Origin of the sequence: Microbacterium esteraromaticum (assembly GCF_016907315.1) — a bacterium.
Taxonomy (GTDB): Bacteria; Actinomycetota; Actinomycetes; order Actinomycetales; family Microbacteriaceae; genus Microbacterium; species Microbacterium esteraromaticum.
Map to the genome: position 1 here is coordinate 288,825 of NZ_JAFBBS010000001.1, position 25,030 is coordinate 313,854.

General features: G+C 68.0%; 29 protein-coding genes. 9 read left to right on the forward strand and 20 right to left on the reverse strand.

Annotation, left to right across the window (positions count from 1 at the left end):
* The first annotated feature begins 6 nt into the window (after window positions 1-6).
* Window positions 7-897, forward strand: a complete 891-nt coding sequence (locus JOE67_RS01415) for an acyl-CoA thioesterase (RefSeq protein ID WP_204973773.1) — start codon at window positions 7-9, stop codon at window positions 895-897.
* A gap of 9 nt (window positions 898-906) precedes the next feature.
* Here the strand turns inward: JOE67_RS01415 and JOE67_RS01420 are convergent, their stop codons facing one another.
* The 5 genes from JOE67_RS01420 to JOE67_RS01440 form a co-directional block, all read right to left on the reverse strand.
* Window positions 907-1,383, reverse strand: coding sequence for a thioesterase family protein (locus tag JOE67_RS01420; protein ID WP_204973774.1), 477 nt, complete (start codon window positions 1,381-1,383; stop codon window positions 907-909).
* A 92-nt stretch (window positions 1,384-1,475) separates the two neighbouring features.
* On the reverse strand, window positions 1,476-3,155 hold the full coding sequence (gene ettA, locus JOE67_RS01425; RefSeq protein ID WP_204973775.1) for an energy-dependent translational throttle protein EttA: 1,680 nt from the start codon (window positions 3,153-3,155) through the stop codon (window positions 1,476-1,478).
* Between the two features lie 195 nt (window positions 3,156-3,350).
* On the reverse strand, window positions 3,351-3,860 hold the full coding sequence (locus JOE67_RS15450; RefSeq protein ID WP_338041456.1) for a DUF6993 domain-containing protein: 510 nt from the start codon (window positions 3,858-3,860) through the stop codon (window positions 3,351-3,353).
* A 44-nt stretch (window positions 3,861-3,904) separates the two neighbouring features.
* Complete coding sequence (locus JOE67_RS01435) at window positions 3,905-4,438, reverse strand: single-stranded DNA-binding protein (RefSeq protein ID WP_204973776.1); 534 nt, start codon at window positions 4,436-4,438, stop codon at window positions 3,905-3,907.
* Window positions 4,439-4,584: 146 nt separating this feature from the next.
* Entirely contained in the window at window positions 4,585-5,208 is a 624-nt protein-coding gene (locus JOE67_RS01440; RefSeq protein WP_204973777.1) for a LysE family transporter, read from the reverse strand.
* 72 nt (window positions 5,209-5,280) lie between these two features.
* Between JOE67_RS01440 and JOE67_RS01445 the strand changes: the two genes are divergently transcribed.
* On the forward strand, window positions 5,281-5,988 hold the full coding sequence (locus JOE67_RS01445) for a 3'-5' exonuclease (protein ID WP_204973778.1): 708 nt from the start codon (window positions 5,281-5,283) through the stop codon (window positions 5,986-5,988).
* 72 nt (window positions 5,989-6,060) lie between these two features.
* On the opposite strand, the gene JOE67_RS01450 is transcribed toward JOE67_RS01445, so the two are convergent.
* From JOE67_RS01450 to glgA, 3 genes are all read right to left on the reverse strand, one after another.
* Window positions 6,061-6,318, reverse strand: coding sequence for a type B 50S ribosomal protein L31 (locus JOE67_RS01450; protein WP_025103626.1), 258 nt, complete (start codon window positions 6,316-6,318; stop codon window positions 6,061-6,063).
* Between the two features lie 86 nt (window positions 6,319-6,404).
* Window positions 6,405-7,187: an ABC transporter ATP-binding protein gene (locus JOE67_RS01455; RefSeq protein WP_204973779.1), complete on the reverse strand. Its 783-nt coding sequence runs from the start codon at window positions 7,185-7,187 to the stop codon at window positions 6,405-6,407.
* A gap of 17 nt (window positions 7,188-7,204) precedes the next feature.
* Entirely contained in the window at window positions 7,205-8,389 is a 1,185-nt protein-coding gene (gene glgA / locus JOE67_RS01460; protein WP_204973780.1) for a glycogen synthase, read from the reverse strand.
* 46 nt (window positions 8,390-8,435) lie between these two features.
* Here glgA and JOE67_RS01465 point away from each other — a divergent pair, with 46 nt between their 5' ends.
* From JOE67_RS01465 to JOE67_RS01475, 3 genes are read left to right on the forward strand one after another with little or no spacing between them, the layout of a single operon-like run.
* Window positions 8,436-9,677, forward strand: coding sequence for a glucose-1-phosphate adenylyltransferase (locus JOE67_RS01465; RefSeq protein ID WP_204973781.1), 1,242 nt, complete (start codon window positions 8,436-8,438; stop codon window positions 9,675-9,677).
* Window positions 9,678-9,693: 16 nt separating this feature from the next.
* Window positions 9,694-10,329 (forward strand): phosphoserine phosphatase SerB, encoded by a 636-nt coding sequence (serB, locus tag JOE67_RS01470; RefSeq protein ID WP_204973782.1) that lies wholly within the window; start codon window positions 9,694-9,696, stop codon window positions 10,327-10,329.
* Window positions 10,330-10,357: 28 nt separating this feature from the next.
* Window positions 10,358-11,044, forward strand: coding sequence for an alpha/beta fold hydrolase (locus JOE67_RS01475; RefSeq protein WP_204973783.1), 687 nt, complete (start codon window positions 10,358-10,360; stop codon window positions 11,042-11,044).
* Window positions 11,045-11,063: 19 nt separating this feature from the next.
* Here the strand turns inward: JOE67_RS01475 and JOE67_RS01480 are convergent, their stop codons facing one another.
* Window positions 11,064-11,774 (reverse strand): beta-ketoacyl-ACP reductase, encoded by a 711-nt coding sequence (locus JOE67_RS01480; RefSeq protein ID WP_204973784.1) that lies wholly within the window; start codon window positions 11,772-11,774, stop codon window positions 11,064-11,066.
* Between the two features lie 100 nt (window positions 11,775-11,874).
* On the opposite strand from JOE67_RS01480, the gene JOE67_RS01485 reads away from it, so the two are divergent.
* From JOE67_RS01485 to JOE67_RS01495, 3 genes are read left to right on the forward strand one after another with little or no spacing between them, the layout of a single operon-like run.
* Window positions 11,875-12,237, forward strand: a complete 363-nt coding sequence (locus JOE67_RS01485) for a DUF3099 domain-containing protein (RefSeq protein ID WP_204973785.1) — start codon at window positions 11,875-11,877, stop codon at window positions 12,235-12,237.
* Window positions 12,234-12,431, forward strand: a complete 198-nt coding sequence (locus JOE67_RS01490; RefSeq protein WP_204973786.1) for a hypothetical protein — start codon at window positions 12,234-12,236, stop codon at window positions 12,429-12,431. The genes JOE67_RS01485 and JOE67_RS01490 overlap by 4 nt, the downstream gene beginning before the upstream one ends.
* Window positions 12,432-12,439: 8 nt before the next feature.
* Window positions 12,440-13,237: an SURF1 family cytochrome oxidase biogenesis protein gene (locus JOE67_RS01495; RefSeq protein WP_204976589.1), complete on the forward strand. Its 798-nt coding sequence runs from the start codon at window positions 12,440-12,442 to the stop codon at window positions 13,235-13,237.
* A 38-nt stretch (window positions 13,238-13,275) separates the two neighbouring features.
* On the opposite strand, the gene JOE67_RS01500 is transcribed toward JOE67_RS01495, so the two are convergent.
* The 11 genes from JOE67_RS01500 to sufB all read right to left on the reverse strand — a co-directional run bounded on the left by JOE67_RS01500 (window position 13,276) and on the right by sufB (window position 23,631).
* A complete protein-coding gene (locus JOE67_RS01500) occupies window positions 13,276-14,874 on the reverse strand; it encodes an ATP-binding cassette domain-containing protein (protein ID WP_204973787.1) in 1,599 nt (532 codons plus the stop codon).
* A gap of 118 nt (window positions 14,875-14,992) precedes the next feature.
* Window positions 14,993-15,556: an energy-coupling factor transporter transmembrane component T family protein gene (locus tag JOE67_RS01505; protein ID WP_338041458.1), complete on the reverse strand. Its 564-nt coding sequence runs from the start codon at window positions 15,554-15,556 to the stop codon at window positions 14,993-14,995.
* 29 nt (window positions 15,557-15,585) lie between these two features.
* On the reverse strand, window positions 15,586-16,266 hold the full coding sequence (locus JOE67_RS01510) for an ATP-binding cassette domain-containing protein (protein ID WP_204973789.1): 681 nt from the start codon (window positions 16,264-16,266) through the stop codon (window positions 15,586-15,588).
* A complete protein-coding gene (locus tag JOE67_RS01515) occupies window positions 16,263-16,844 on the reverse strand; it encodes a biotin transporter BioY (protein WP_204973790.1) in 582 nt (193 codons plus the stop codon). Before JOE67_RS01515 ends, JOE67_RS01510 begins: the two co-directional genes overlap by 4 nt.
* A gap of 147 nt (window positions 16,845-16,991) precedes the next feature.
* Window positions 16,992-18,398 carry an MFS transporter gene (locus tag JOE67_RS01520; protein WP_204973791.1) on the reverse strand — a complete coding sequence of 469 codons (1,407 nt, stop codon included), beginning with the start codon at window positions 18,396-18,398 and terminating at the stop codon, window positions 16,992-16,994.
* On the reverse strand, window positions 18,395-19,582 hold the full coding sequence (locus tag JOE67_RS01525) for a MalY/PatB family protein (protein WP_204973792.1): 1,188 nt from the start codon (window positions 19,580-19,582) through the stop codon (window positions 18,395-18,397). Before JOE67_RS01525 ends, JOE67_RS01520 begins: the two co-directional genes overlap by 4 nt.
* Before the next feature lies 1 nt (window position 19,583).
* Window positions 19,584-19,913, reverse strand: coding sequence for a metal-sulfur cluster assembly factor (locus tag JOE67_RS01530; protein ID WP_182253337.1), 330 nt, complete (start codon window positions 19,911-19,913; stop codon window positions 19,584-19,586).
* A gap of 9 nt (window positions 19,914-19,922) precedes the next feature.
* Entirely contained in the window at window positions 19,923-20,693 is a 771-nt protein-coding gene (sufC, locus tag JOE67_RS01535) for a Fe-S cluster assembly ATPase SufC (protein ID WP_204973793.1), read from the reverse strand.
* A complete protein-coding gene (locus tag JOE67_RS01540; protein ID WP_182253339.1) occupies window positions 20,694-21,020 on the reverse strand; it encodes a non-heme iron oxygenase ferredoxin subunit in 327 nt (108 codons plus the stop codon).
* A complete protein-coding gene (sufD, locus tag JOE67_RS01545) occupies window positions 21,017-22,213 on the reverse strand; it encodes a Fe-S cluster assembly protein SufD (RefSeq protein WP_204973794.1) in 1,197 nt (398 codons plus the stop codon). The genes JOE67_RS01540 and sufD overlap by 4 nt, the downstream gene beginning before the upstream one ends.
* Window positions 22,213-23,631, reverse strand: a complete 1,419-nt coding sequence (gene sufB / locus JOE67_RS01550) for a Fe-S cluster assembly protein SufB (RefSeq protein WP_204973795.1) — start codon at window positions 23,629-23,631, stop codon at window positions 22,213-22,215. The genes sufD and sufB overlap by 1 nt, the downstream gene beginning before the upstream one ends.
* 240 nt (window positions 23,632-23,871) lie before the next feature.
* Between sufB and JOE67_RS01555 the strand changes: the two genes are divergently transcribed.
* On the forward strand, window positions 23,872-25,014 hold the full coding sequence (locus tag JOE67_RS01555; protein WP_239527940.1) for a COX15/CtaA family protein: 1,143 nt from the start codon (window positions 23,872-23,874) through the stop codon (window positions 25,012-25,014).
* Window positions 25,015-25,030 lie beyond the last annotated feature (16 nt).

Here is a 25,030-nt window from a genome sequence, read left to right on the forward strand (position 1 = left end):
AGTCGGATGACCGCTGAGCAGGATGCCCGCCGAACCGTCGACGCCCTGCTGGACGTGCTCGATCTCGCGGCGTCGGAGGCGAGGACGACCGAGGACATCTTCACCGGTCGATCGCACTTCATGCCCACGGGGCGGGTATACGGCGGCCAGGTGCTGGCGCAGTCGCTGGTCGCTGCCGAGCGGACCTTGCCCGAGGACCGCGTGGTGCACTCGATGCACGGATACTTCCTGCGTCCCGGCGACACCTCGAGCGGCATCACGTTCGCCGTCGACCGCATCCACGACGGCCGGTCGTTTTCGACGCGGCGTTGTCAGGCCTTCCAGGGCGGGGTGCCGATCTTCTCGATGATCGCCTCGTTCCAGGACGAAGACCCCGGTGCCGACCATGCCGAGCCGATGCCCGCCGGCATTCCGGAACCAGAGCAGCTGCGGCCCGATGAGGAGCTTCTCGGCGATGTGCATCCGCTGACGCGGAAGATGCTCACGGAGCGACCCGCCGATGTGCGTCATGTTGAAGGGCCGCTCTTCGTCGATGTGGCCGGTGAGCGCGTGGCGCATCAGGCGGTGTGGATGCGGCTGCGAGCGGAGATGCCAGACGACCCGCGACTTCACCGCGCCGCGCTGGCCTACCTCAGCGACATGACCATTCAGGAGTCGATCCTGCGTCGGCACGGCGTCACGTGGAACACTCCGGGTCTCAAGGTCGCGAGCCTCGATCACGCCATGTGGTGGCACCGCTTCGGCCGCGCCGATGACTGGGTGCTCTATGTGCAGGAGTCGCCCAACGCCCGCGGCGGTCGTGGTCTCTCGACCGGCCGGATCTACGATCGCGAAGGCGCCCTGCTCGCCAGCGTCGCGCAGGAGGTCATGGTGCGGGTGCCAGGAGCCGATTCCTGAGGGCGGGCCTCAGCGGCGCGAGTAGCTGATCGGCTCGCCGACGAAGGGCTCCCACGCAGCGCGCATCTCGGGGCTGATCCGCACCGGTCGTCCGGACGCCGCGTCGACCAGCACGATCACCGCGGTCGAGCGCGCGTAGAGGGTGCGCTCGACGCTCGCGGGGTCGTTGTGCACCTCGTAGCAGACCTCGAGGCTCGAACCGCCGAGCTTGCCGAACCACATCTGCACCTCGAGCGGGCGGCGCTGGTAAGGCACCGGCGCGAGATACTCGATCTCCTGCCGGGCGATCAGAGTGAGGATGCCCTGCTCGATGCCGGAGTCGAGCACTGCCGTCGCCGGCGCCTGCTCACCCTCCTCCGGCTTCCAGAAGGCTCGCACCCGCGCCTCTTCGAGCAGCTTGAGCATCGAGGTGTTGTTGACGTGGTTGAACGCGTCCAGATCTCCCCATCGCAGGTGGATGGGGATGTGCAGCCGCTCAGTTGTCACGCTCACACCTCTCGTCAGGTTCGATCGACGCGGAGACCACGCCCCGCGGCTCCGCGCAGCGAGAACGACGCCCGGAGCCGAGTGGGTTGCGATCAGTCGCGGGTGAGCTTGCGGTGGGTGGTGCGGTGCGGACGAGCCGCCTCCGGGCCCATGCGCTCGATCTTGTTCTTCTCGTAGGCCTCGAAGTTGCCCTCGAACCAATGCCACTGCGAGGGGTTCTCGTCCGTGCCTTCGTACGCGAGGATGTGCGTGGCGATGCGGTCGAGGAACCACCGGTCGTGCGTGATCACCACGGCGCAGCCGGGGAACTCCAGCAGCGCGTTCTCGAGCGAGCTCAGCGTCTCGACGTCGAGGTCGTTCGTCGGCTCGTCGAGGAGCAGCAGGTTTCCGCCCTCCTTGAGCGTGAGCGCCAGGTTGAGACGGTTGCGCTCACCGCCCGAGAGCACGCCGGCCTTCTTCTGCTGGTCGGGCCCCTTGAAGCCGAACTTCGACACGTAGGCGCGAGAGGGGATCTCGGTCTTGCCCACCGTGATGAAGTCGAGCCCGTCGGAGACGACCTCCCACAGCGTCTTGTTCGGGTCGATGTTGGCGCGCGACTGGTCGACATAGCTGATCTTGACCGTCTCGCCGACCTTGAGGTCGCCGCCGTCGAGCGGCTCGAGGCCGACGATGGTCTTGAAGAGCGTGGTCTTTCCGACACCATTGGGGCCGATGACGCCGACGATCCCGTTCGGCGGAAGGCTGAAGCTCAGCCCGTCGATGAGCACGCGGTCACCGAACGCCTTGTGCAGCTTCTTCGCCTCGATGACGACGTTGCCGAGGCGCGGACCTGCGGGGATCTGGATCTCCTCGAAGTCGAGCTTGCGGGTGCGCTCAGCCTCGGCAGCCATCTCCTCGTAGCGGGCCAGACGCGCCTTCGACTTCGTCTGACGTCCCTTGGCGCTCGAGCGGACCCACTCGAGCTCGTCCTTCAGTCGCTTGGCGAGCTTGGCATCCTTCTTGCCCTGGATGTCCAGGCGCTCGGCCTTCTTCTCGAGGTAGGTCGAGTAGTTGCCCTCGTAGCCGATCAGCCGGCCGCGGTCGACCTCGGCGATCCACTCAGCGACGTTGTCGAGGAAGTACCGGTCGTGCGTGATCGCGATGACCGCGCCCTTGTAGTCCTTGAGGTGCTGCTCGAGCCAGAGCACGCTCTCGGCGTCCAGGTGGTTGGTCGGCTCGTCGAGCAGAAGCAGATCAGGCTTCTGCAGCAGCAGCTTCGCCAGCGCCACGCGGCGCTTCTCTCCACCGGAGAGCGGGCCGATCTCGGCGTCGGCAGGCGGGGTGCGCAGTGCGTCCATCGCCTGCTCGAGCTGCGAATCGAGGTCCCAGCCGTCGGCCGCGTCGATCTCCTCCTGCAGCACGCCCATCTCGGCGAGCAGCGAGTCGAAGTCGGCGTCGGGGTCGGCCATCAGCGCCGAGATCTCGTTGAACCGGTCGAGCTTGGGCTTGATGGCCACGCCGTCCTGGATGTTCTCGAGGACGGTCTTGGACTCGTCGAGTTCCGGCTCCTGCATGAGGATGCCGACGCTGAATCCGGGGGTGAGCTTCGCCTCGCCGTTCGACGGGGTGTCGAGGCCGGCCATGATCTTGAGGATCGTCGACTTTCCGGCACCGTTCGGGCCGACCATGCCGATCTTCGCCCCCGGCAGGAACGCCATCGTCACGTCGTCGAGGATGAGCTTGTCGCCGACCGCCTTGCGGGCCCGCACCATGGAATAGATGTATTCAGCCATACCGTTCAACGCTCCTCTGGAAGACCTGTCTCAGCGCCCGTGATCCGGCGCAGCGCATACCGGTGCCGGATGCGCGAAGTGTGTGGCCGACGATGGGGCGGGGCCCCGACTCTCATCGGCTCGACTCACCAGCCTACCGGTCGCAGCTTCACGCCGCGCTCAGGCGCCGTAGGACGACGCACGAGGCGACAGGCGTCACCAGTCGATGGTCCTGGTCCGGCCCGCGAGACACGATCCGTCCGCCAGCCGCGGCATGAGAGCGGTCTGCGGCTCGCCTGTCGACGGCCCCACCTGACCGACCAGGCACTCGGCATCGCTCCATGCGACCGAGAACTGCAGGCTCTCCGCCGGGTTCCCGACCGTGCTCAGGTCTGAGGTGACCTGCATGCTCTGCTTCGCGAACCCCGCCTGCACGAGCGCGTCGATGTATGCGCGTCCCTGGTCGCGGGCATCCGATCCCCAGATCCGCACGGTCACGTCGGTGAACGATGCGAGCGCGTCCTCGGCGCCCGTGGGCGTGGCCGACGGGGTCGGTGTCGGGCTCGCCGCGGACGCCGCCGCCGATGGCGATGAGGACTCCTGCCCCGGCAGCTCCGGGGCAGAACCGCAGCCGGTGATCGTCAGGGCGAGGACGACGACGGAGGCGCCGAGCGGCAACCGAACACAGCGATGGCGCCGGACGGAGACGGATGACCCTCGAAGCACGCGAGAAGTCTAAGGGCTGAGGGCCCCGCCTCCGTCTCTCGCGCTCACGCGAGGGACATCGCGCGCCCCTGAGCGCCTTCCAAGTCGGTGGCCACGTCGCCGTCCCCCGTCGGAACCAGGCCCGCGTCGCCCCACGCGTCGTGCTCGGCCGACGTCGGCTCGTCGTCGCGCGGCGCCTCTTCCGACTGAGCCGGAGCCGAGCCCTGTCCGGCGCGCGGCCGACGGACGAACGCGCTCGTGCCGCGACGGAGATCGTGCCCGATCGCATCGGCGGTGAGCTCGATGTCGATCCCCTTCTTGCCATTCGCCTCCCACTCCCTCTGGCGCAGGCGCCCGACCACGATCACCGGGTGACCGCGGTGCAGGGATCCCTTGGCGTGCTCGGCCAGGTTGCCGAACGCCGACACCGCGTACCAGTTGGTGCCGTTCTCGACCCACGCACCCGTCCGCTGGTCGAAGTAGCCCGAGGTGGTCGCGACGCGGAAGTTGATCACAGCCTTTCCGGCGCGGGTCTCGTTGCTGATGGGGTCGTTGCCGATGTTCCCGGCGATCGTGACGACGTCGTTGCTGATGCTCATGCGGTACTCCTTCGTTGCCGGGACGAGCCCGGGTCAGAACAGAGTGCACCTCGCCACGGGACGCTCGCGGCGGGAATCCCGGTGGTGGTGGACAACTCGTCGACGAGTGAATCGGTGCAGGAGGACCGGATCGGCGCGCACCGCCGTCAGTGCACGAACAGCAGCAGCCCCGCGACGAGGATGAACAGTACGCCGAAGACCGAGTTCAGGACTCGCTGTCCCCTGACATCACGACTGAAGCGACGGAACGGCTTCGCCGCTGCGGCGAAGAAGAACCACATCACGAGGATGTCGACCACGACCACCGTGCCGATGAGCACGAGGTACTGCGGCAGCGGATCACGGTCGAGACGCACGAACTGCGGCACGAAAGCGAGGAAGAAGACGATCGCCTTGGGGTTGAGCAGGTTGACCCAGAAGCCGCGTCGGAAGATCGACAACGCTCCCTCACGGACGACGCTCGAGCGCTCGATCGTCTGAGGGTCGGGCCTGGCGATGATCAACCGGATGCCCAGGTACACCAGGTACGCCGCTCCCGCGTATCTGATGATCTCGAACAGCACCGGCGACCGCGAGACCAGCAGTCCGACACCTGCGGCGACGATCATGACGTGCACGATGAGAGCGGCCTGCTGCCCGAGCACCCCCCAGAGCGAGCGACGCCACCCCTGTGCGAGCGCATTGCTCATCGTGTTGATGGCGCCGGCGCCGGGTGTGAAGCTGATCACCACGCACGCCGCGAGCAGCGAGAGCCATACCGTCCACGTCACCAGCACAGCGTAGTGACAGAGCGCCTCCGGCGCGGAATCGGCGATGTCGGGGCACGCTCCTATGGTGAGGCCATGGCCCTCCCGATCCACGCCGCTCCCTGGCTCGCCCGTGTGGGCGTCTTCGACCTCGAGACCACCGGCCTCGACGTCACGGACGACCGCATCGTGACCGCTCATGTGGGCGTTCTCGACAGACACGGCAGAGAGCTCGCCGCACGGGACTGGCTCGCCGATCCGAGCATCCCGATACCCGACGGTGCGACGGCCGTTCACGGGATCAGCACCGACCACGCGCGCGAGCATGGTCGGCCCGCGCAGGAGGTGGTCGCGCAGGTGATCCACGCCCTGCGCGTGCTCTTCGCACAGGGGCTGCCGATCGTCGTGTACAACGCCTCCTACGATTTCTCGCTGCTCGCTCACGAGGCGCGGCGCCACGGCATCGACGAGCTGACCATGCCCTCACCGGTGATCGACCCGCTGGTGATCGATAAGGCGTACGACCGCTACCGGCCGGGCAAGCGCACGCTCAGCGTCGTCGCCGATCACTACTCGGTGCCCCTGCAGGGCGCGCATGAAGCGTCAGCGGACGCGGTGGCGGCCGGACGCGTGGCCCTCGCTCTGGCGAAGGAGTTCCCGCTGCCGCACTCGGCCACTGAGCTGCACTCACGTCAGATCGGCTGGGCGCGCGAACAGGCGGCCGGCCTCACCGAGTACTTCATCCGCACCGGTCGGCTCGAACCGGAGCAGACAGTTGACGGCACGTGGCCCGTCCGCGCATGACGCAGGCACGCCCGGGGACGGATCCCGGGTACGACGAAGGCCCCGCCGGAGCGGGGCCTTCGCGGTGGCAGCTTACTTGGAGGAGCCGCCGAAGCCCTTGAAGCGCTGGTTGAACTTCTCGACGCGACCGGCCGAGTCCATGATGCGCTGCTTGCCCGTGTAGAACGGGTGCGAAGCCGAGGAGATCTCGACGTCGATGACGGGGTACTCCACACCGTCCAGCTCGATCGTCTTATCGCTCGTGACGGTGGAGCGGGTGAGGAAGGTCTCGCCCGATCCGAGGTCGCGGAACACGACGGCCTTGTACTCGGGGTGGATGTCAGTCTTCATGGGATTCCTTACGTGGTGCCCTGGATTCTGCCAGGGACGAGGGAAGTCTGCGGTGCGATCGCACCAAGGATCTACTTTAGCACCTCTCAGGCAGCACGTGCCGCGTAGCGGCCGGCCTCACGGGTGAGCACGATCGGCATGCCGAACGCATCGGTGAGCGCCTCGGCCGTGAGGGTCTCTGCGATCGGCCCCGAGGCCACGACACCCCCATCACGCAGCAGCAGGACATGCGTGAACCCGACCGGGATCTCCTCGACGTGATGGGTGACCATGACCATCGCCGGCGTCGTTGGCGATGCGGCATAGCCGCTGAGAAGCTGAAGCAGCTCCTCACGGGCGCCGAGGTCGAGGCTCGCCGTCGGCTCATCGAGCAGCAGCAGTTCAGGATCGGTCATCACGGCACGAGCGATCTGCACCCGCTTCTGCTCACCATCGCTCAGCGTGCCGAACAGACGCTCCGCGAGGTGCTCGAGGTGCCAGTCCGCCAGAACGCGGCGCGCACGGCGTTCGTCGATCGCCTCGTACTCCTCGTTCCAGCGGCCCATGACCGAGAACGCTGCCGTCATCACGGTGTTGAGGACGGTCTCGTCGCGCGGGATGCGGCGGGCCATCGCAGAGGAGGCGAAGCCGATCCGAGGACGCAGCTCGAAGACATCCGTTCGACCGAGGGTCTCCCCCAGCACCGTGACGGTTCCCGACGTGGGGTGCATGAGCGTGTCCGCCAGCTGCAGCAGCGTGGTCTTGCCTGCGCCGTTCGGCCCGAGCACCACCCACCGCTGATCCTCCGACACCGACCAGGTCACCTGATCGACGATGTTGCGGCCTTCGCGACGCACGACGACATCAGTGAGATCCAGAGCGCTCGACATGACGTCAGCCTATCGGCTCAGGAGGTCAGCTCCTCGTACAGCGCGCGCGTGGTGTCGGCGATCGCTCCCCAGCTGAACTCGCTGCGAGCACGCTCGCGCCCTGCCTCGCCGTACTGCTTCGCCCGCCCCTGATCCCCCGTGACCTCGGTGAGCACGGCGGCGAGATCCGACACGTAGCGGTCAGGATCGACGGGAGTCCCGGTGCCGTCCTGCAGCTGCTCGATCGGGACGAGTCGGCCGGTCACACCGTCGTCGACCACCTCGGGGATGCCTCCCGTCGCCGTCCCGACGACGGCAGCCCCGCACGCCATGGCCTCGAGGTTGACGATGCCGAGCGGCTCGTACACCGACGGGCACACGAACGTGGTCGCGGCGGCCAGGATCGCCGAGAGCTCGTCGCGCGGCAGCATCCGTTCGATCCACACGACCCCCTCCCGCGTCTGCTGCAGCAGGCGAACACCCTCCTGCACCTCAGCCATGATCTCGGGGGTGTCGGGAGCACCAGCACAGAGCACGAGCTGCACGTCCTTCGGCAGCAGCTGCGCTGCCCGCAGCAGGTACGGCAGGCCCTTCTGCCTGGTGATGCGTCCGACGAACACGACGGACGGGCGCGACGGGTCCATGCCGATGCTCTCGAGGAACGCCGGGTTCTCGACCGGGCGCCAGCGCTCGACATCGATGCCGTTGTGGATGACCCTCACGCGAGCGGGGTCGACCTGCGGATAGCTGCGGAGGATGTCCTGCCGCATACCGGCGCTCACGGCGATGATCGCGGCGGCGTTCTCATAGGCGAGTCGTTCGATGCCGCTCGACACGGCGTATCCGCCGCCGAGCTGCTCGGCCTTCCAGGGCCGCAATGGCTCGAGGCTGTGGGCTGTGAGGACGTGCGGGATGCCATGCAGCTGCGAGGCGAGGTGGCCCGCGAAGTTCGCGTACCAGGTGTGGCTGTGCACGAGGTCGGCTCCCGCGACGTCACCGACCATGACCAGGTCGGTGCCGAGCGTCTGCAGCGCGGGGTTGGCACCGGCGAGCTCAGCCGGGACGCTGTACGCCACGGTTCCGGGCTCTGCGCGCTCGGCGCCGAAGGCCCTCACCCGTACATCGATGCTGCTTCGCAGCGCGGCGACCAGCTCCGCGACATGCACCCCGGCGCCGCCGTATATCTCGGGCGGATATTCCTTGGTGATGATGTCGACTCGCATGTCTGCACGGTAGTACATCGACCGCCGGGCGCTCTATGGTGGACGCATGTCGGCTCCAAAGAAGGTTTTCGGGATCATCCTCGCCGGCGGCGAGGGCAAGCGACTCATGCCCCTCACTGCGGACAGAGCCAAACCGGCGGTGCCTTTCGGCGGCCAGTACCGGCTGATCGACTTCGCCATCTCGAACCTCATAAACTCCGGCCTCAGACAGGTCGTCGTGCTGACGCAGTACAAGTCGCACAGCCTCGACCGGCACGTGTCCCAGAACTGGCGGATGTCGGCGCTCCTCGACTCGTACGTCACCTCGGTGCCGGCGCAGCAGCGTCTCGGCAAGCGCTGGTTCTCGGGTTCGGCCGACGCGATCCTGCAGAGCCTCAACCTGATCAACGACGAGAAGCCCGACATCGTGGTCGTCATCGGCGCCGACCACGTCTACCGCATGGACTTCCAGCAGATGATCGACGCGCACATCGCATCGGGCGCGCCCGCGACCGTGGCGGGCATCCGCCAGCCGATCGCATTGGCATCCCAGTTCGGCGTGATCGACGCCGACCCCGAAACGGGGCGGATCCGGGACTTCCTCGAGAAGCCCGCTGACCCGGTCGGGCTGGCCGACTCGCCCGACGAGGTGCTGGTCTCCATGGGCAACTACGTCTTCGATGCCGATGCACTCGTCGCGGCGGTGGAGGCCGACGGCGAATCCGCCTCCTCCGGTCACGACATGGGCGGCGACATCATCCCCTACTTCGTCGAACGCGGCGAGGCCGGCTACTACGACATGAAGCAGAACGACGTCCCTGGCTCATCGCCACGCGACCGCTCGTACTGGCGCGACGTGGGAACCATCGACTCGTACTTCGACGCGCACATGGATCTGATCTCGACGCTGCCGATCTTCAACCTGTACAACACCGACTGGCCCATCCGCACGCAGAACGTGAACATGCCCCCGGCGAAGTTCGTCCGCGACGCGGTGGGTCGCATCGGCAACGCGATCGACTCCGTCGTCGCGGCAGGCTCCGTGCTCTCCGGCACGCACATCGAGCGCAGCGTGATCGGTCTCGGCGGCGTGGCGCTCGGCGGATCGACGATCACCGACTCCGTGCTGCTCGACCACGTCCATCTGGGCCTCGGGGCACGCGTGCGGCGGGCTGTGCTCGACAAGAACGTCATCCTCGAAGATGGAGCGACCGTCGGCGTCGATCGGGAACGCGATCTCGAGCGCGGTTTCACCGTGACCGACACCGGCATCACGGTCGTCGGCAAGGGCGTGCGCATCACTCGCTGACCGATACGCTCGACGGGTGACCGCTGCGCGCTTCCTCGTCGTCCTCGATGCCGATTCCACGCTCATCCGCAACGAGGTGATCGAGCTGCTCGCCGACGAAGCGGGCCGCCGCGCTGAGGTGCAGGCGGCGACCGAGGCCGCCATGCGCGGCGACGTGGATTTCGCCACGAGCCTGCGCTCGCGGGTCGACGCGCTGCGCGGTGTGCCGACGGCGGCGTTCGAGAGGGTGCTCGCCCGCATCGAGCCGACTCCTGGAGTGCGGGAGCTCACGGATGCGGTGCACGAGCGGGGCGGAGTCGTGGGTGTCGTCTCGGGTGGCTTCCACGAGATCCTCGATCACATCGCCCCCGACCTCGGCGTCGACCGGTGGCGAGCCAATCGACTGCTCCTCGACGGCGACGCGCTCGCGGGGTCGGTCGAGGGCGAGATCGTGGATGCCGAGGCGAAGGCGGCCTCTCTGCGGAACTGGGCTGAAGAGCTGGGCGTCGCACCGCACGCGACCATCGCGATCGGCGACGGCGCGAATGATCTCACCATGATGGCCGTCGCGGGCCTCGGCATCGCGTTCAACGCGAAGCCCGCGGTGCGAGCGGCGGCGTCGCTCGTGATCGGGCCGCAGGATCTGTCGGAGGTCATTCCTCTGCTGCCCTGATGTCGGCGGTGGCGGCTAGCGTCGTCACATGGACATCATCCTCATTCCCGGCCTGTGGCTGGACGCGTCCTCGTGGGACGACGTGACTCCGATTCTGAGCACCGCCGGGCATCGAGTTCATCCGATGACGATGCCCGGACTGGGCGAGGCGGCACCCGAGGTCGGCATGGCCGACTGGGTGGATGCCGTCGTCGCGCTCATCGACGACCTCGAGGGCCCCGTGGCCCTCGTCGGTCACTCCGGCGGCGGCAACGTCGTCTGGGGCGCAGCCGACGCGCGACCGGACCGGGTAGCCCGCGTGATCTTCGTCGACACCGTACCTCCGGCTCCTGACCGCGGCATCGGCGAGTTCGAGGTCGTGGAGGGCGTGGTGCCCTTCCCCGGGTGGGATCATTTCCCCGACGAGGACGTGCACGACCTCGACGACGAGACCAGAGCACGCACCGCCGCTCAGACCACGAGCATCCCGGCACGAGTTCCGTCAGATCCGATCAGCCTCGCGGATGAGCGCCGCTTCGCCGTCCCGGTGACGCTGCTGATGGGCGCATACGACCGGCAGCGGCTCGAGGCGGAGCTCGCGGACTGGGGCCCGTGGGGTGCCGAGTTCGCGTCGATCGCCGATGCGACCGTCGTCACGCTCGGATCAGGTCACTGGCCGCAGTTCTCGATGCCGGAGCGGCTCGCGACGGCGATCCTCGACGCCGTCAGATCCTGAGCCTGTCGCGGCGGTCGGGTCAGTGCCCCATACCCAGGCCGCCGTCGACCGGGATCACGGCGCCCGAGATATAACCGGCGTCGTCGCCGGCGAGCCATGCCACGGCTCCGGCCACCTCATCCGGGGTGGCGAAGCGACCCGCCGGGATGCTGGCCTTGTACTGCTTCTGGGTCTCTTCGGGCAGCTCGGCGGTCATGTCGGTCTCGATGAACCCTGGCGCGACGACGTTCGCCGTGATCCCCCGGCCACCCAGCTCCCGCGTGAGTGAGCGGGCGAAGCCCACCAGGGCGCTCTTGGACGCCGAGTAGTTCACCTGCCCAGCCGAGCCGTAGAGCCCGACCACGCTCGAGATGAGGATGACCCGACCGAAGCGAGCGCGGAGCATGCCCTTCGACGCGCGCTTGACCACACGGAACGCGCCGCCCAGGTTGGTCGCGACGACGCTGTCGAAGTCGTCCTCGCTCATGCGCATGAGCAGGGTGTCCTTGGTGATCCCGGCGTTGGCGACGACGATCTCGACGGGCCCGAGCTGCTGCTCGACCTCGGTGAACGCCGCATCGATCGCGGCGGCATCGGTCACATCGGCTCGGACCGTGAGCGTACCCGCGGGGCCCTCGCCGCTGCGGGCGGTGACCGCGACGCGGTAGCCCTCGCGGACGAAGCGTTCGGCGATCGCGCGGCCGATGCCGCGGTTTCCGCCGGTGACGAGGACGACGCGCTCAGCGCTCATGGGGAACTCCTGACTGGGAACGGATCGCTCGCCATCCTATCGAGCGCCGACCCTCCGAACGGCGACCGGTGTGCCGGGCGCGGCGTAGGCTGGAGGCACCGTGAAAGAGAAGCACCACGCCCCGTCCGTCACCTCCCTGCCGCCGTCGCCGCGGGACGAGGCTGACCACCGCGTGCGCCGTTACGCCCTGACGATGGGCATCCGCTCGGTCTGCTTCCTGCTCATGGCGCTCGTGCAGCCCATCGGCTGGTGGACATGGGCTTTCGCGGCTGCCGCGATCTTCCTCCCGTACATCGCAGTCGTGTATGCCAACGCCGGCAGCGACAGCACTCCGAGCACCGTCGAATCGCCGGTCGCTGAGCTCGACGCCCCTCGGGCATCCGCTCCCGACTCCATCTCCACGCAGCCCGAGGTGATCACGATCATCGAGAAGCGCGACGACCCCGGAGCCGACGAGAGATGACCGACGCGCTCGAATGCGCGCGGGCGGAGTGCCGGCAGCCCGCTACGCATTACATCGTCTGGCGCAATCCGCGCATCCATGCCGCTGACCGACGCAAGATCTGGCTCGCCTGCGACGCGCACGTCGGATTCCTCAGCGACTATCTGCGAGCCAGGGACTTTCCCGTCGAGGTGCACGAGGGGACGCCGGAGTGAGTCGTCTGATGCGCTGGGGCGTCTATCTGCTCGTCGCCATCGGCTTCGCGATCGCGTGCGCATTCCTCTCGCAGTGGCAGTTCGATCGCAATGAATCGCGGGCGGAGCAGATCGCGCTCGTGGAGCGGAACTACGACGCCGACCCCGTGCCGGTGTCGGACCTGCTCGGAACCGCCGGAGTGCTGCAGGCTTCCGATGAATGGCATCCGGTGCTGCTGCGGGGCGAGTATCTCGCCGACGAGCAGCTTCTGGTGCGCAACCGCCCGCACGGCGGTACCAGCGCGTTCGAGGTTCTCGTGCCGTTCCGCGACGAGAGCGGACTCGTGCTGCTCGTCGATCGCGGGTGGATCTCACCCGGCGAGGACAGCGTGCCGAAGTCGGTGCCCGCTCCCCCGGAGGGCGACGGCACGGTCGTCGTGCGGCTGCGCCCTGGCGAGTCGCTTCCGGCATCCGGGCGCAGCGCTCCCGCGGGCCAGGTGCCGACGATCCATCTGCCGACGATCGCCGATCGCGTGAATCCGTCGCTCGTCACCGGCGCCTACGGTCAGCTCGTCTCCGAGGACCCGGCTGCGGAAGCCGGACTCGGCGGGTTCGCATCACCCACCGATGATCCTGGGCCCCATCTCTCCTACGCGATCCAGTGGATCCTGTTCGCGATCATGGGCTTCGCCTTCATCGCCTACGTGATCCGCATCGAGATCGTGAAGGCGAAGGAGGACGCCGGCGAGCTGCCGAAGCGGCAGCCACGGCGACGCGACCGCGATGCCGACGACGAAGACGCGCTGCTCGACGCCGTCCCGCGCTGACGCGTCCGTGCTGAGGCGACGCTCCCGTCGGATCGGACTCAGGCGAGCTCGATGAGGTCCTGGTAGTCCTTGCTCCAGATGTCCTCGACGCCGTCCGGCAGGATCAGCACGCGCTCGGGGTTCAGCGACGCGACCGCGCCCGGATCGTGCGAGACCAGCACGACAGCGCCTTCGTAGTGAGCCAGCGCGCCGAGGATCTCCTCACGCGAGGCCGGATCGAGGTTGTTCGTCGGCTCGTCGAGCAGCAGCATGTTCGCCGACGAGACGACCAGGGTCGCCAGTGACAGACGCGTCTTCTCGCCGCCGGAGAGCACGCCGGCCGGCTTGTGCACGTCATCGCCGGTGAAGAGGAACGATCCGAGCACCTTGCGAGCCTCGGTCTCGTTCAGATCCGGCGCCGCCGAGATCATGTTCTCGAGCACCGAGCGCTTCACGTCGAGGTTCTCGTGCTCCTGCGCGTAGTAGCCGATCTTGAGTCCGTGGCCCGGTTCGAGCTGGCCGGTGTCCGGCTGGTCGACGCCTGCGAGCAGACGGAGCAGCGTCGTCTTGCCTGCGCCGTTGAGGCCGAGCACGACGACCTTCGAGCCGCGGTCGATCGCGAGGTCGACATCGGTGAAGATCTCGAGCGAGCCGTACGACTTGGACAGCCCTGACGCCATCAGCGGGGTCTTTCCGCACGGAGCGGGCTTCGGGAAGCGCAGCTTGGCGACCCTGTCGACCTGACGCACCTCATCGAGGCCGGACAGGAGCTTCTCGGCCCTGGCGACCATCTGGTGCGCCGCAGCGGCCTTCGAGGCCTTCGCGCCGAAGCGGGCGGCCTGAAGCTGCAGCTGCGTCGCTTTCTTCTCGGCGTTGGCACGTTCCTTCTTGCGGCGCTCTTCATCGGCCACCCGCTGACGCAGGTAGTTCTTCCAGTTCATGTTGTAGATGTCGATGACCTGGCGGTTCGCATCGAGGTAGAAGACCCGGTTGACCGTCTCGCCGACGAGCTCGACGTCGTGACTGATCACGATGAGCCCGCCCTTGTAGTTCTTCAGGAAGTCGCGAAGCCACACGACGCTGTCGGCGTCGAGGTGGTTGGTGGGCTCGTCGAGGATCATCGTCTCAGCATCGGAGAACAGGATGCGGGCGAGCTCGATGCGGCGGCGCTGTCCACCGGAGAGGGTGTTCAGCGGCTGGTCGAGGATGCGGTCAGGGAGCGAGAGGTTGTGGGCGATGGATGCCGCTTCCGCTTCGGCCGCATAGCCACCGAGCGCTTCGAAGCGCTCGGTGAGATTGGCGAACTTGCGCATGGCACGCTCGGCGATCTTGGGGTCTTCGGACGCCATGTCGTGCGAGGCGTTGCTGATTCCCAGCTGGATCGAGCCCAGGCCGCGTGCGTCGAGGATGCGCGTGCGCGCGAGCATCTCCGGGTCGCCGGTGCGCGGGTCCTGCGGCAGGTACCCGATCTCGCCCGACCGGGTGACCTTGCCCTCGGAGGCGAGCACGTCGCCGGCGAGCACCTTGGTGAGGGTGGTCTTGCCGGCGCCGTTGCGGCCGACGAGGCCGATCTTGTCGCCGTCGGCGACTCGGAACGAGACGTCCGACATGAGCACGCGGGCTCCGACGCGGATCTCGAGTTCGTGCACGGCGAGCACAGCGCAGTCCGATCTTCGGGAGGTGAGGATGAGCGGCCGAATGGCCAGCCTCCCAGTGTACGCGACTGTCGTGCGTCGGTCCGTCGCCCGAACGACGCCGTCGCGGGACCGCTCTGTGTCAGCGGGCGAGACCGCGAGCGGACAGGGCATCCCCGACGTCGTCAGCATGCCGCATCGCGAGAACCAGCAGCGGAAGCGCGACCCGGGGACCGAGCCGCACACCGCGGGCGTGCTGCGCCTCGCGAACCTGCCGCAAGAACCCGGCGAGGGCCGGAACCATCGCGATCGTCAGCGAGATGGTGAGCGCGGCTGTCTCGGGGTTCACCCCCACGCGACGGAAGGGGCCCAGTCCCCGCTCGATCACGTCGAGCAGATCTCCCATGCGCGTCGTGCGGGTCACGGTCTCAGCCAGAAGGATCAGCCCGACGACCCGCGAGGTGTTCTGCACGGCGGTGAACGGGTCGACGAACACCCATAGCGCGCCGCCGAGCAGAAGGATCAGCCAGCGCAGATTCCACCACGCGCTCGCGACCTCCCGCGGGCCGAGGCCTGCGATGAACAGAGTCGCGGTCGCGATGACCACAACGCCCACACCGCCTACCACGCCGAGGGGCACCAGAGAGATCGCGAGCGCCGCGACGATCAGCCCGCACAGCTTCGCCCCGGTGGGGAGTCTGTGCACGATGGTGCTCCCTGGCCGGAACAACGAGATCATGCGACCAGCCGCCGGTAGGCGTCGATGACGTCGTCGGGTTCCCCGACACCCCGCACCCTGCCCTCATCGAACAGCACCACCTCGTCGCACGCCGCGGCGAGATCGAGATCATGGGTGACGATCACCACCGGCGCATCGAGCGACAGCAGCAGATCTCCGATCCGCTGGGCGTTGCGAAGGTCGAGGAGCGTGGTCGGTTCGTCGGCGACCACCAGATCGGGTTCGGTGGCGAGCACCGACGCGATGGCCAGCAATTGGCGCTGACCGCCCGACAGCGAGGACGCGGGCTGGTCCCCTCTGCTCTCCAGGCCGAACCGCGACAGCGTCTCGTGAACCCGCTCAGCCCGCTGCGCTCTCGGCAGACCGCGCAGCGAGAGCGCCACGTCCTCCGCGGCGGTCGGCATGAGGATCTGGGCCTCGGGGTTCGTGAAGACGAAGCCGACACGATCGCGCAGCGCACGGGCATCCCGGCTGACGTCATACCCGAGCACAGTCGCCCGACCGCTCGTCGGCGCGCGCAGCCCGTTGAGCATGCGCGCGAAGGTCGACTTTCCCGATCCGTTCGCCCCGATCACAGCGGTGCGAGCCGCGCTCAGACGCAGATCGACGTCGTGCAGGACGCGCTCCCCGTCCACCGTGCACTCGACGCCGTCGAACCGGATCCCGGGATCGGTCACGGGAGGGCTGATGCCGGCGACGCGGCGCCGCGCACGGGGAACGCCCGCGGGTAGGCCCGACGCAGGGCCAGCGCCAGCACCGTGGCAGCTCCGGCCTTGATGAGATCTCCTGGCAGGAAGACGAGAGCGGACAGAGCCGTCAGGTCGAGCGGCACCCCCGTGACGGCGGCCTGCACCGGGACGCCGAACAGATACACCACGGCGATGCCGCCGATGATCGTCGCGGCGGCGGTGCGCCACCAGACGGGGCGTCCCGAATGGGCGATCAGGCCGATGACGATCGTCCCGAAGACCCAGCCGAGCATGTAGCCCGCCGTCGGTCCGACGAACACCCCGAGTCCGCCTCGCCCGCCTGCCAGAACCGGGAGCCCGACCGCGGCCAGGGCGAGCACGACAAGGATCGCCAACGGAGCTCGCCGCGCACCCAGCACCAGTCCAGCGAGCATGACCCCGAGCGTCTGACCGGTGATCGGCACGCCTCCCGGGAGTGGCACGATCACGGTGCCGAGCACGATGATCAGCGCAGCGAAGACGGCGATGCGGGCGATCTCTGCACCGAGCGGGCGGGGTTCGGTCATGGGTCCTCCGTGAGTCGTGGCCTGCGGACGCCTGAGCGTCATGGGAACACTGTTCACTGTATTGACGTGCCTGCCGACACCAGCACGGAACAGATACAGCGTCGCCGGGAAAAGCTTGTCGCCGGTCGACACGCATACCCGCGCATGTCAGCGCTGTGCGTCGCCCATCCTCAGACCGGGCAGCACTGCCAGGATCGTCAGCACGGCGGCGAAGGCGTACACCGTCAGGTACCCGCTGCCGAGCAGCGGCAGGGCGACGAACCCGAGACCGGCGACGGCCACGGCGAGGGCTGAGCCGGTGGCGTCCGAGATCGACAGCGCGGAGGAGTTGAATCCCTCGTCCCTGGGCGTCGAATACGCGAGGGTGAGCACCGTCAGCCGAGGGTAGAGCAGACCCATCCCGGCGCCGGCGAGCCCCCAGCCGACCACGATGATCCACGGCAGCGGCCAGAACAGCACCACGGCGATGATGCCGAGCAGAGCGGCGATGAGCAGAACGAAGGTGATCAGCATGATCCGCCGGCTGCCGAGCCTGTCGCCGTAGCGTCCCTGCACCGCCGACGCACTCGACCAGCCGAGCGCTGCGAGCGTGAGCGCGAGGCCCGCGATCGAGGGCGAGAAGTCGAAGTCGTCCATCAGCAGCTTGGGGATGTACGCCTCGGCGGCGAAGAACGCGCCGGCGATGAGGCCACGGGTGAGGACGACGCTCGGCAGACCCGGTGCGGCCTTCAGAGTGCGGCGCGGAAGCAGAGGAAGCAGAGCGAACCCGATGATCGCGATCCCGATCGCCGCGAGGGGCCCGCCGGCAGCCGGCGGGAGCTCAACGGTGAACCCCACTCCCACGGCGCAGATCGCGACGACGACGGCGAGCAGCATGCGCATCGCGAACGCACCCTGATCGGCAGGTTCGACTCCTTCGGCATCCGCGATGGCGGCGTCCGGGTTCTCTTCGCCCGCATCCGTCTCGAGACGAACGCCGCTCAGTCGCTGCACGACGAGCACGAACGCGCCCGCCGTCAGCACTGCCACGCCGAGGAAGGTCCAGCGCCAGTGCAGCAGCTCCGTGACGAGCCCCGCGAGGAACGGCCCGATCATCGACGGGACCACCCAGGCGGCGGCGTATGCGGCGAAGATGCGCCCATGCAGCTGGGGCGGGTAGACGCGGGCGACGACCACATACAGCGCGACCGTCTGTCCGCCGGCGCCGAGTCCCTGGATCAGCCGGCCGGCGAGGAAGGTGTACATATCGAGGGCGAGGCCGGACACGACGAGCCCGACGAGGAACAGCGCGACCGCCGTGTACAGCGGAGCGCGGGGTCCCGAGCGATCGCTCCATGTGCCTGCCGCGACCATGCCGATGACGCTCGTCGCGAGCGTGCCCGAGAACGCCACCGCATACAGCGCCTCGCCGTGCAGATCGGCGCTCACCACCGGCATCACCGTGGTCACCGCGAGAGCCTCGATCGCCGCGAGGAAGATCAGGACGACCGAGCCGATCGTGATGCCGAGACGGGTGCGATCCCAGATCGTCGCGACCGGTGAGGTGGTGGTCACTCCTCGGCCCCGGCGGGGCGAGCCGAGTCGCCGGTGCGCAGCGCGGCGATCCTGGTTATGGCCTCTGTGATGATCTCAGGGCTGGTGCCGAAATTGAGGCGGACATGTCCCGCACCCTCGGCGCCGAACGCCGGCCCGTAGTGCAGCGCGACATCCGCCTCCCGCAGAATGCGTCTCGCCGGGTTCTCGCCCCAGCCGAGGTGCGTGAGGTCGATCCAGGCGAGGTACCCGGCGTCGGGCATCCGGTAGCGCGCCTCGGGCAGGTGCTCAGCCAGAAGCGCTGCGAGGAGACGGCGATTCTCGTCGAGCGTGCGGAGAAGACCGTCGAGCCAGTCGTCGCTCTCGGGAGCGAACGCGGCCACAGCCGCCAGCAGGCCGAACTGACCGGTGCGCCACTCGACCTCGACCGGCAGCTCGCGAAGAACCCGCTGCGTGTCAGCGCTTGCGGCCACCATGAGCGCGCACTTGAGTCCTGCGAGATTGAACGCCTTGCTGGCGCTCACGACCGCGTATCCGACTCGCGACGCAGCGTCGCCGGTCGCGAGGAACGGCGTGAAGCCGGACCCCGGCTGACTGAGCGGCGCGTGGATCTCGTCCGAGATCACCGCCACGCCGTGCTCAGCGGCGAGCTCCGCCAGCGCACGCAGCGACTCGGCCGAGTGAACGGTGCCGGTCGGATTGTGAGGGTTGCAGAGCAGAACCGCACGGGCACCGGATGCCAGAGCGGCGGCGATGCCGTCGAGATCCAGCTCCCACCCATCGCCCGTGTCGCGCAGCGGCACGCGCTCGACGACTCCCCCGGCCTCAGCGACCAGGTCGAAGAACGGCGGGTACACGGGCGGGTTGACGACCACCCGCTCCCCCGGCACGATGACCCGACGGAGGATCTCGACGATGCCCATGCTCACATCCGCTGTGCTGCGCATGCCGGCCAGGTCCGGCGACCAGCCGAACCAACGCTCCGCGAACGCCGCGTATGCTCCGGCGAGCGGACTGCGGGAGGCGACATATCCCGTATCGCCGATGCGAACGGCACGCTCGAGCGCAGCGCTGACGGCCGGAGCGAGTGGGAAGTCCGTCTCGGCGACGAAGAGCGGGAGCACCCCTGCCGGGTACTCCCGCCACTTCTCGCTCGTGCGCTGCCGCAGTTCCGCCAAGGGAAGAGCCACGACGTGAGCCGTCATGTCAGATCGCGAATCCGAGGGCGCGCATCATGTCGCGCCCGTCGTCCGTGATGCGCTCGGGGCCCCACGGCGGCATCCACACCCAGTTGATGCGGAACTGGTCGACGACCGAGTCCAGTGCCTGCGCGGTCTGCTCCTCGAGCACGTCCGTGAGCGGGCATCCGGCGCTGGTCAGCGTCATGTGGATGACAAGCGCGTCGTTCTCGTCGTCCCACGAGAGGTCGTAGATCAGGCCCAGGTCGACGACGTTGATCCCGAGCTCGGGATCCATGACGTCCTTCAGAGCCTCGGTGACCTCGTCGTGCTTCTCAGGAGTGAGCGTCGCGGTCATGCTCTCAGCCTACGCTTCGATGGGCTCTGAGGGGTCGAGGAAGCGGTCGTAGCCCTCTTCCTCGAGGCGGTCGGCCAGCTCGGGGCCGCCCTCTTCGACGATCTTCCCCTTGACGACCACGTGCACGAAGTCGGGGCGGATGTAGCGCAGGATGCGGGTGTAGTGCGTGATGAGCAGCACACCGAGGTTGGTCGCCTCCTTGGCGCGGTTCACGCCCTCCGAGACGATCTTCAGTGCATCGACGTCGAGACCGGAGTCGGTCTCGTCGAGCACGGCGAGCTTCGGCTTGAGCACCTCGAGCTGCATGATCTCGTGGCGCTTCTTCTCGCCGCCCGAGAAGCCCTCGTTGACGTTGCGCTGCGCGAACTTCGGGTCCATGCGCAGGTTCGACATGGCCTCCTTGACGTCCTTCGTCCACTGACGGATCGAGGGCGCCTCGCCGTCGATCGCGGTCTTCGCGGTGCGGAGGAAGTTGGTCACCGTGACGCCGGGGATCTCGACCGGGTACTGCATGGCGAGGAACAGGCCGGCACGTGCCCGCTCGTCGACGCTCATCTCGAGCACGTCCTCACCGTCGAAGGTGATGGTGCCCTGGGTGACGGTGTACTTGGGGTGACCGGCGATCGTGTAGGCGAGCGTCGACTTTCCTGAGCCGTTCGGGCCCATGATGGCGTGCGTCTCACCGGTCTCGATGGTGAGGTCGATCCCGTTGAGGATCGGGGTCTCGCCCTGGTCGGTCTCGACCGTTACGTGCAGGTCGCGGATCTCGAGCACAGACATTCAGACTTCCTTAGTGACAGTGGGGTCGATGAGCACATCGTCGCCGTCGATCTCGACGACGAACACCGGGACGGGCTCGTAAGCGGGGAGGTTGAGGGGGTGACCGGTCTCGAGCGAGAACGCCGAGCCGTGGGCCCAGCACTCCAGCGTCTTGCCTTCCACGAAGCCCTCGGACAGCGAGATGTCGCCGTGGGTGCAGCGGTCGCCGATCGCGTGGATCTGGTCGTCGCCGTCCTTCACGATGGAGATCGCGATGCCGTCGAGTTCGACGCGCAGCGGCGTGTCCTGCTCGAGCTCGCTGACGCTGCAGGCGCGCTGAGCGCTCACTTGGTCACCGCCTCGAGCTCGGCCTCGAGGGCGGCGATCAGTTCGTCCTGCAGCGAGGGGATGCCGATGCGCTGCACGACCTCGGTGAGGAAGCCGAACACGACAAGGCGACGCGCCTCCTCCTCGGAGATGCCGCGCGCCTGCAGGTAGAACAGCTGCTCGTCGTCGAAGCGTCCCGTCGCGCTCGCGTGACCGGCGCCGGCGATGTCGCCGGTCTGGATCTCGAGGTTCGGGATCGAGTCGGCGCGGGCGCCCTCGGTGAGCACGAGGTTGCGGTTCGCCTCGTACGAGTCGGTGCCGGTGGCATCCGGTCCGATCAGCACGTCGCCGATCCACACGCTGTGCGCGCTCTCACCGTGCAGCGCGCCCTTGTAGAGCACGTCGCCGGTCGTGTGCGCGCCCTTGTGGTGCAGGTAGACCTGGCTCTCGAGGTGCTGGCCCGAATCCGCGAACGACAGACCGTACAGGTAGCCGTGCGAACCGGTGCCGGCGAGCTCGACGTTCGGGTTCACTCGGACGACGCCGCCGCCGAGGCTGACGACGATGTGGGTGAGCTCGGCATCGCGGTCGACGCGAGCCTGGTGGGCGGCGGCGTGCACAGCATCGTCTTCCCAGCGCTGCACCGTCACGAGCTTCAGCTTCGCGCCGTCGCGCACGATGATCTCGACGTTCTGCGCGTACTCTGCCGTGCCGCTGTGCTGCAGCACGACCGTCGCCACGCTGTGGCGTCCCGCCTCGATCACGAGATGCGCATCGGCTCGACCGCCGGTGCCGTCGATCGTGACGACGATCGGCTCGGCGACCTCTTCATCGGCGGGGATGCTCAGGTGCAGCGCCTCGCCGGCGCCCTGCCACGCGACGGCCGAGACGACGTCCTCGGGGACGAAGAACTCGCCGCGAGGAGCCGTGCCGTGTGCGAGCGGCGTGCTGACGTACTGCTCGTGGCTGAAGGCGTAGGTGACGCCCTCGCCCGCGTCAGCCGTCTCGAGGAGCGACTTCAGCTGTGCGATGGGCGTGTGCTTCCAGTTGACCTCGCGGCCCGTGGGGGCGCCGAAGTCCTGAGGGTCGAACGACCGCGGCCGCTCGGAGCGGGTCTGCACCGGCACGAAGCCGGCGTCTGCGACCTGCGCGGCAGGGTCGATGTGCGCGTTCGTCTGCGGCGCCAGCTCGGGCGCCTGTGTGGGGGCCGTCATCAGCCGACCGATCCTTCCATGCCCATCTCGATGAGCTTGTTCAGTTCCATCGCGTACTCCATGGGCAGCTCGCGCGCGATCGGCTCGATGAACCCGCGCACGATCATCGCCATGGCCTCGGTCTCCTCGATGCCGCGGGACTGCAGATAGAAGAGCTGCTCCTCGCTGACCTTCGAGACCGTGGCCTCGTGGCCGAGCTGCACGTCGTCGACGCGGATGTCGATGGCCGGATACGTGTCGGAGCGCGACTGCGTGTCGACCAGCAGGGCATCGCACACCACCGAGTTGGCGGAGTGGTGCGCCGCCGCGTCCACGCGGACCTCGCCGCGGTAACCCGCACGACCGCCGCCACGGGCGATCGACTTCGAGACGATCGACGACTGCGTGTACGGCGCCATGTGCACCATCTTCGCGCCGGCGTCCTGGTGCTGGCCGGGACCAGCGAACGCGACCGAGAGCGTCTCGCCCTTGGCGTGCTCGCCCATCAGGTAGATCGACGGGTACTTCATGGTCACCTTGGAGCCGATGTTGCCGTCGACCCACTCCATGGTCGCGCCCTCGTGGGCGACCGCGCGCTTGGTGACGAGGTTGTAGACGTTGCTCGACCAGTTCTGGATCGTGGTGTAGCGAACGCGGGCGTTCTTCTTCACGATGATCTCGACGACGGCCGAGTGCAGCGAGTCCGACTTGTAGATCGGCGCGGTGCAGCCCTCGATGTAGTGCACGTAGCTGTCTTCATCGGCGATGATCAGCGTCCGCTCGAACTGACCCATGTTCTCGGTGTTGATGCGGAAGTACGCCTGCAGCGGGATCTCGACGTGCACGCCCTTGGGCACGTACACGAACGACCCGCCCGACCACACGGCGGTGTTCAGCGCTGCGAACTTGTTGTCTCCCGACGGGATGACGGTGCCGAAGTACTCCTCGAAGAACTCGGGGTGCTCGCGCAGCGCCGTGTCGGTGTCCATGAAGATGACACCCTGCTCCTCCAGGTCCTCGCGGATCTGGTGGTAGACGACCTCGGACTCGTACTGAGCCGCGACGCCGGCCACGAGACGCTGACGCTCGGCTTCGGGGATGCCGAGTCGCTCGTAGGTGTTCTTGATGTCGTCGGGCAGGTCTTCCCAGCTCTGCGCCTGCTTCTCGGTGGAGCGCACGAAGTACTTGATGTTGTCGAAGTCGATCTCGCTGAGGTCGGCGCCCCAGGTGGGCATCGGCTTGCGGTCGAAGAGCGACAGCCCCTTGAGGCGGGTCTTCAGCATCCACTCCGGCTCGCTCTTGAGAGCCGAGATGTCGCGCACGACGTCTTCAGACAGACCGCGACGCGCGCTGGCTCCGGCGGCATCCGCGTCGTGCCAGCCGAACTCGTACACCCCCAGCCCTTCGAGTTCCGGGCGGTCGATCAGCACATCCGACATGACACACTCTCCTCAACACGGGCCCAGACGGTGTCATCCGCCCCGGCACACCGGTTCCCCGTCGAGTCTTCAGGGAATGGATGCCGCTGATGGGCCCTCATCTTCGGCGCAGGACTCGCGCCTAAACTGTCGGTGAGGGAATTCGCGCTGCGCGCAGCCCCTCACCACAATCCCGATTCTACAGGTTCCGCCTCGCGCGCGGGCCGCGCCCGCCTGTCGATTCCGCGAACCGGAGGCACCATGAACCACACCGCCGCCCCGGATATGATCCCGGGTCGCCACACCCGCAGTGACCGCTTCGGGTGGCTCCCGACGACGATCGACCGGCGACTGAGGATCTTCGCCTGGCTGTCGTTCCTCGCCGAGGTCATCATCATCGGCACCGGCGGCGCCGTGCGCCTGACCGGGTCCGGACTCGGATGCTCCGAGTGGCCGCTGTGCACGCCCGAGTCTCTCGTGCCGATCCTCGAGGTGCAGGGCCTGCACGGCGCGATCGAGTTCGGGAACCGGGTGATGACCGGGGTCGTGGGGCTGCTGGCGCTCGCGGTGCTGATGATCACGCTGCATGTCATCAGCGGCCGACGCCTGGTGGTACGGGCCCTCTGGTTCGCGCTCGGCGGCATCGTGCTCGGTGTGCTGGTCTACACGGCGACGGCCGTCATCGGCGTGCCAGGCGCCGACGGCCGGACGACCGCGGTGATCGCCGCGGCCTTCATGTCGGCGGCCCTGCTGCTCGCCGTGCTCGTCGGCGCCACCGATTCGCTGCGTCAGCCGACGCCCCGGAAGGATCTCGCCGTGCTCGCCTGGGTCGTGCTGGTCGGCGTGATGGCACAGGCCGTGGTCGGCGGTTTCGCGGTGATCAGCAACCTCAACGCCTTCGTCGTCGGCTTCCACTATGCGGTCTCACTGACCCTGGTGTGCGTCACAGCCCTGTTCCTCGTACGGCTCGACACGCCTGAAGCGCCGCAAGCGCCGGCCGTGCCGAGGTGGTTCTCCGTCCTCACGCACGTCACGGGCCTGGCTCTGGCGCTCACCATCGTCTTCGGGGTGCTGACGACCGGTTCCGGGCCGCACTCGGGCGACGAGGCCATCACACGTCAGGGCTTCGACGCGACGGTGCTCGCTCATGTGCACTCCTGGCCCGGATACATCCTCGCTGCTCTGGTCGTGACTCTGCTCGTGACCGCCTGGGTGATGCGTCTGCGGCCGCGCACCTGGCTGCTCGTGCTGACCGCAGCGATCGCCGTGCAGGTGGGCGTCGGCGTGCTTCAGGCCCGCACCGGGCTGCCGCCCGTGCTCGTCGGCGTGCACATGGTGCTCGCAGCTCTCTCCGCCGCGACCTACGTGGTCGTCGTCACGAAGCTTAAGAAGCCAGTGGCCTGAGGCCCTCCCTCACCGC

What these genes read in the sequence shown, in the direction of transcription:
- JOE67_RS01415 (WP_204973773.1), top strand. Translation starts at nt 7, where the DNA reads ATGACCGCTGAGCAGGATGCCCGCCGAACCGTCGACGCCCTGCTGGAC.
- ettA (WP_204973775.1), bottom strand. Translation starts at nt 3,155, where the DNA reads ATGGCTGAATACATCTATTCCATGGTGCGGGCCCGCAAGGCGGTCGGC.
- JOE67_RS01435 (WP_204973776.1), bottom strand. Translation starts at nt 4,438, where the DNA reads ATGAGCATCAGCAACGACGTCGTCACGATCGCCGGGAACATCGGCAAC.
- JOE67_RS01445 (WP_204973778.1), top strand. Translation starts at nt 5,281, where the DNA reads ATGGCCCTCCCGATCCACGCCGCTCCCTGGCTCGCCCGTGTGGGCGTC.
- JOE67_RS01450 (WP_025103626.1), bottom strand. Translation starts at nt 6,318, where the DNA reads ATGAAGACTGACATCCACCCCGAGTACAAGGCCGTCGTGTTCCGCGAC.
- JOE67_RS01455 (WP_204973779.1), bottom strand. Translation starts at nt 7,187, where the DNA reads ATGTCGAGCGCTCTGGATCTCACTGATGTCGTCGTGCGTCGCGAAGGC.
- glgA (WP_204973780.1), bottom strand. Translation starts at nt 8,389, where the DNA reads ATGCGAGTCGACATCATCACCAAGGAATATCCGCCCGAGATATACGGC.
- JOE67_RS01465 (WP_204973781.1), top strand. Translation starts at nt 8,436, where the DNA reads ATGTCGGCTCCAAAGAAGGTTTTCGGGATCATCCTCGCCGGCGGCGAG.
- JOE67_RS01475 (WP_204973783.1), top strand. Translation starts at nt 10,358, where the DNA reads ATGGACATCATCCTCATTCCCGGCCTGTGGCTGGACGCGTCCTCGTGG.
- JOE67_RS01480 (WP_204973784.1), bottom strand. Translation starts at nt 11,774, where the DNA reads ATGAGCGCTGAGCGCGTCGTCCTCGTCACCGGCGGAAACCGCGGCATC.
- JOE67_RS01490 (WP_204973786.1), top strand. Translation starts at nt 12,234, where the DNA reads ATGACCGACGCGCTCGAATGCGCGCGGGCGGAGTGCCGGCAGCCCGCT.
- JOE67_RS01495 (WP_204976589.1), top strand. Translation starts at nt 12,440, where the DNA reads ATGCGCTGGGGCGTCTATCTGCTCGTCGCCATCGGCTTCGCGATCGCG.
- JOE67_RS01515 (WP_204973790.1), bottom strand. Translation starts at nt 16,844, where the DNA reads ATGACCGAACCCCGCCCGCTCGGTGCAGAGATCGCCCGCATCGCCGTC.
- JOE67_RS01525 (WP_204973792.1), bottom strand. Translation starts at nt 19,582, where the DNA reads ATGACGGCTCACGTCGTGGCTCTTCCCTTGGCGGAACTGCGGCAGCGC.
- JOE67_RS01530 (WP_182253337.1), bottom strand. Translation starts at nt 19,913, where the DNA reads ATGACCGCGACGCTCACTCCTGAGAAGCACGACGAGGTCACCGAGGCT.
- sufC (WP_204973793.1), bottom strand. Translation starts at nt 20,693, where the DNA reads ATGTCTGTGCTCGAGATCCGCGACCTGCACGTAACGGTCGAGACCGAC.
- sufD (WP_204973794.1), bottom strand. Translation starts at nt 22,213, where the DNA reads ATGACGGCCCCCACACAGGCGCCCGAGCTGGCGCCGCAGACGAACGCG.
- sufB (WP_204973795.1), bottom strand. Translation starts at nt 23,631, where the DNA reads ATGTCGGATGTGCTGATCGACCGCCCGGAACTCGAAGGGCTGGGGGTG.
- JOE67_RS01555 (WP_239527940.1), top strand. Translation starts at nt 23,872, where the DNA reads ATGAACCACACCGCCGCCCCGGATATGATCCCGGGTCGCCACACCCGC.